The following is a 4355-nucleotide window of genomic DNA, read 5'->3' as shown; positions in this document are numbered from 1 at the left end:
TTCCCCTTTAGTTCAGTTGGTAGAACGGCGGACTGTTAATCCGTATGTCGCAAGTTCAAGTCTTGCAAGGGGAGCCACATTCAAGAAAGCCAAGTCGAAAGACTTGGCTTTTTTTTCGTTTGAACAAAGCAAACTCTATTCAATATACTCATCAGCTCAACTCTTAATCAGTCTCGATAAATTGACTTATCTCCTTCTAGTACTCTTATTACAGCAACAGATTCTAAGTTCTATAAAGCATATCCATTCCAAAGGAACCAACTCCTTCCAAAGTTCATGACCCGCTAATCTTCACATTAAAACAAACAGAACCAAGTCCTGTTACTTTTTTTTCTTCGAAAATTTAATCTCTATCATACTTTGATGTCTTTCTAATATCTGCCTTACACCACTTAGATTAAGATTCGATGAATTATACCTAATACTAATTATTGAATCGCTGCGCGGGGAAATATGAAACTAAAAACGCAAGCTTACTTATTATCGGGCATCATCTTGATCGCCCTGCTAGCACTGACGGCTACTGGTTTATGGACATTGAGAGTCGCTAGCAACATGGACAACAAGGCTCGCGTGACAGAGCTATTTAAGAGTGCATACAGCATTCTTACAGAAGTCGAGAAAATGGCGATTGATGGCACTCTAGAAGAAGAGCAAGCTAAACAACTGGCTACTCGCCTTCTTCGCAACAATATCTATAAAGATAATGAATATGTTTACGTAGCCGATGAGAACATGACGTTTGTCGCGACACCATTAGATCCTCAACTACACGGAACCAGCTTTAACGACTTTAAAGATGGCGACGGCAATAGTGTTGGTCAGCTGATCCAAAGAGTACTTGGTAATCGCACTGGCCAGATAATTGAATACACCTGGACACAAAAACTTCCAGATGGAACGATTGAAGAAAAACTGTCTATAGCAGAGAAAACACCACATTGGGGCTGGGTTGTCGGCACCGGTATCGGGTTCAATGAAGTTAACGCTCGTTTTTGGTCTACCGCTCAATGGCAGCTATTCCTTTGTGTGGTGATTGCTGGTCTTATTCTATCAAGCCTAATTGTATCCATTAAACGCATGCTAGCGCTTCTTGGCGGCGAACCTAAAGACGTACGAGAAGCAGTACAAGCCGTAGCACAAGGTCGAATTCAAACCTCTTTCGAAACTCAGGCAATTGACGGCAGTATCTATCACGCAGTGCAACAAATGAGTAAGTCATTGGCTGAGCTAGTATCAAACCTTGACGCTTCAATGCTGGCATTAAGAGGCGAACTGCAGCGCGTAGAAGATCGCGCTGGGTCAATAGCCCAACTGACAGACACCCAACAGCAATCAACAGAGATGATCGCGACAGCAATGACCGAGATGGCCTCTTCAGCCAATAACGTAGCTGATTCAGCTAGCGATACCGCGCGCAACACAGATGAGGCCGACAAACAGAGCCAGCATACCCAACAACTCATTCACAACACAGTAGATAACATTCAAGGCCTAGCAGGCCAACTAGGCACAGCCAGCGAAGCTGTCGCTAACCTAGATAACGATGTAAACAACATTGCAAAAGTATTGGATGTGATTGGTGATATAGCGGAGCAAACGAACCTGTTGGCACTTAACGCAGCTATTGAAGCAGCTCGAGCTGGCGAACAAGGTCGGGGATTTGCAGTTGTAGCAGATGAGGTTCGTAACCTTGCAGGCCGAACACAATCGAGCACCAAAGAAATCCAATTAATGATTAATAACCTTCAAGAAGGATCTCGCAACGCAATTCAAACCATGGAAGTTTGTGCCGCGACTAGTGAAAGCACCGTAACAGAGTCTCAAAACGCCTCTGAAGCACTACAACAGATTGTTGTCGCATTAGAGTCTATTTCATCAATGAGTCATCAAATCGCAACAGCGGCCGCTGAGCAGACTCAGGTGAGCGATGATATATCGAAGCGTATCAATATGATCGAAGAGAGCGGTAACCAACTGAGCAATGTCGTAACAGAAAGTCATAACAGCACCCAAACTCTTGCCTCCCTTTCCAACGAATTAGAAGCTTGGGTTAATAGGTTTGAAGTAAAACACTAAACTCCCTAGAAAATTTTTAAATAAAAAAGCACGTTTTCATACGTGCTTTTTTTATTTCGGCGCCCATTCAGTGTAGTTAACCGTAGTTTTACTATCTTTTAGGGCATGCTAGACCTAGGTTTTTCACCCCAAACGAGCAAAAACAACCCACTAAGTATAGAAAAACATCAAACGATACTTTTTTTGCAATTTAATGTTGACCCAGAACGCGAAAACACGTTTAATACACCTCGTCGCCCGGATAGCTCAGTCGGTAGAGCAGAGGATTGAAAATCCTCGTGTCGGTGGTTCGATTCCGCCTCCGGGCACCACAATTTATTTGTTGGTGTCTTAGACAACAACAGTAAAGCACAAAGAAATATTATGTGCCGACTTAGCTCAGTAGGTAGAGCAACTGACTTGTAATCAGTAGGTCACCAGTTCGACTCCGGTAGTCGGCACCATTTCTTTAAAGCTTTAAGAATAATTCCCCTTTAGTTCAGTTGGTAGAACGGCGGACTGTTAATCCGTATGTCGCAAGTTCAAGTCTTGCAAGGGGAGCCAAGTTAATCATCAAGCATAAGCTTTTTGATTCATGATGCCGACTTAGCTCAGTAGGTAGAGCAACTGACTTGTAATCAGTAGGTCACCAGTTCGATTCCGGTAGTCGGCACCATTCTCTTGATTAGAGACTAAACAATCAATTCCCCTTTAGTTCAGTTGGTAGAACGGCGGACTGTTAATCCGTATGTCGCAAGTTCAAGTCTTGCAAGGGGAGCCAATTAAAAAAAGCCGCATCATTGATGCGGCTTTTTTGCATCTAAAGATCTTAACTTCTCAATACAACTACCCTCAACTTTCAAAGCTACAAATCTTCGCTATTTAGCTCTCCTTAATATCTACCAACAACAGACGACACATTTACGTAGAGTCACTCATAGTGACGTTACTGCTCATTTTATTAATGAGAAGAGCTGTTGAACAAATCAATGCTAAGCCTGGAAATGAGAAAGCTAAATAACGAATCAAATAAGCGCTAGAAAAGCTCTGTAAGGCACTTCAATCTAAATGACACACTGGTCACTCTTTATCAAAACTGTCCACTACAATAGCGCCCATAGAGGCTGGCATTGAAATAACAATCACTCTTTTGATCGATACAACGGGATCACTCAATAGAGGTAATTTGTCCAAGCAAGTCAGCACCAAAGCAACGACCAATGCCGTCATAACATAAGCAATAACTATTCTGAAAATAAACACCGGCAACCTAGCAACAACATCTTTTTGAAAGACACTCTCATACGTATAGAAGCCCAAAAACACCGCAGACAACAAAAATAGCAGCAATAGATTAGCGGCAGGTAAAGTCTCCCCTAACTTCCAAGCCTCTTCAGAAAAAGAAATCGGTACAGCCAAAGCAAAAGATCCCACAAATATCTGGCTCGCATCTTCAAAGTTAAAACTCAATTTCATAGTTCGACCCATTAGCTTTTAAGGCTTTATCTATTTCGTAAAATAATCACAAAACTATCCGCAGATGATTTGAGGGATTTTTATTTCAACTAAGCAAACAGTAGTGACCTTCTAGCTTCATCTTAGTCCCAATAACCAAAACATAGCTTGAACTAACCAGCAAGAAATCAATATGCTCAGAGCAAAGCGGTCAACACAACTGATTAATATCGAGTCAACAAACACATCAGAATCGAATAAATACCTGTAAACATTCTAAGATACCAGCTCCTAGAACCAGAGAGTCCAAATCCGGTTAGGTGATAAACATTACTGCACGTGTAGGCACGGATACGAGAGGTTCACTATTTCTTAGTATATCTCCCTCCAGCACAACTTTGGAACGCAACCAAACGCCCCTCTCCTTCAACCTGAATCTAGTCCACTTTTACCCTTTGAAATGATTAGAACAAGGCGCGTAATGCATAACAATAGCTATTAAGTCGACTTATTAGGGGCTCTAGCGTTCTTAAGAGAAGCCCCCATGATAGAGCCCTAATTACACATCAGAACTATCCTCTAGATTCACAGATAGGACAGAAGTTAGGTTTCGTAGACGAAGGGCTGCTAGCTAATACTTGAAAAAAACTCGCTAAATAGAGAAACCACCTACAAGTACAGAGCAACAAGATAGGTTATAAGGCCTGTACAGTTTCAGGTGTGGAGAAGGGGATACGTTGAGTCAGTTCTTCTCATAAAGCTAACTTATACCAATTCCATTAAATTCATGATCTAATATAGACTCTGAAAGGAGCCTATATGAACTCAGATTTATCAAAACT

Annotated in this window: 2 protein-coding genes and 6 tRNA genes; 7 read left to right on the top strand and 1 reads right to left on the bottom strand. The window is 41.8% G+C overall.

All coding sequences use genetic code 11. The features are described from left to right. Position 1 precedes the first annotated feature (1 nt). The 7 genes from MSG38_RS23885 (at position 2) to MSG38_RS23855 (ending at position 2839) form a co-directional block, all read left to right on the top strand. Positions 2 to 77: transfer RNA gene (locus tag MSG38_RS23885), tRNA-Asn, on the top strand. 376 nt (positions 78 to 453) lie between these two features. Next, positions 454 to 2079, top strand: coding sequence for a methyl-accepting chemotaxis protein (locus MSG38_RS23880; RefSeq protein WP_122082118.1), 1626 nt, complete (start codon positions 454 to 456; stop codon positions 2077 to 2079). A 235-nt stretch (positions 2080 to 2314) separates the two neighbouring features. Further along, positions 2315 to 2390: transfer RNA gene (locus MSG38_RS23875), tRNA-Phe, on the top strand. Between the two features lie 56 nt (positions 2391 to 2446). Further along, positions 2447 to 2522, top strand: a tRNA-Thr gene (locus MSG38_RS23870). 24 nt (positions 2523 to 2546) lie between these two features. Next, positions 2547 to 2622, top strand: a tRNA-Asn gene (locus MSG38_RS23865). Between the two features lie 36 nt (positions 2623 to 2658). Beyond that, positions 2659 to 2734: transfer RNA gene (locus MSG38_RS23860), tRNA-Thr, on the top strand. Positions 2735 to 2763: 29 nt separating this feature from the next. Next, positions 2764 to 2839 (top strand) — tRNA-Asn (locus MSG38_RS23855). A gap of 299 nt (positions 2840 to 3138) precedes the next feature. On the opposite strand, the gene MSG38_RS23850 is transcribed toward MSG38_RS23855, so the two are convergent. Then, positions 3139 to 3534 carry a DUF2391 family protein gene (locus MSG38_RS23850; RefSeq protein ID WP_050645433.1) on the bottom strand — a complete coding sequence of 132 codons (396 nt, stop codon included), beginning with the start codon at positions 3532 to 3534 and terminating at the stop codon, positions 3139 to 3141. Positions 3535 to 4355: the final 821 nt, after the last annotated feature.

Origin of the sequence: Vibrio sp. 1CM24A, from assembly GCF_023161725.1 — a bacterium.
Taxonomy (GTDB): domain Bacteria; phylum Pseudomonadota; class Gammaproteobacteria; order Enterobacterales; family Vibrionaceae; genus Vibrio; species Vibrio coralliirubri.
Note: the sequence above shows the minus strand (reverse complement) of the source record. Positions and strands in the feature narration are given on the sequence as shown.

Coding starts and splice junctions, on each gene's coding strand:
- MSG38_RS23880 (WP_122082118.1), top strand. CDS start 454: ATGAAACTAAAAACGCAAGCTTACTTATTATCGGGCATCATCTTGATC.
- MSG38_RS23850 (WP_050645433.1), bottom strand. CDS start 3,534: ATGAAATTGAGTTTTAACTTTGAAGATGCGAGCCAGATATTTGTGGGA.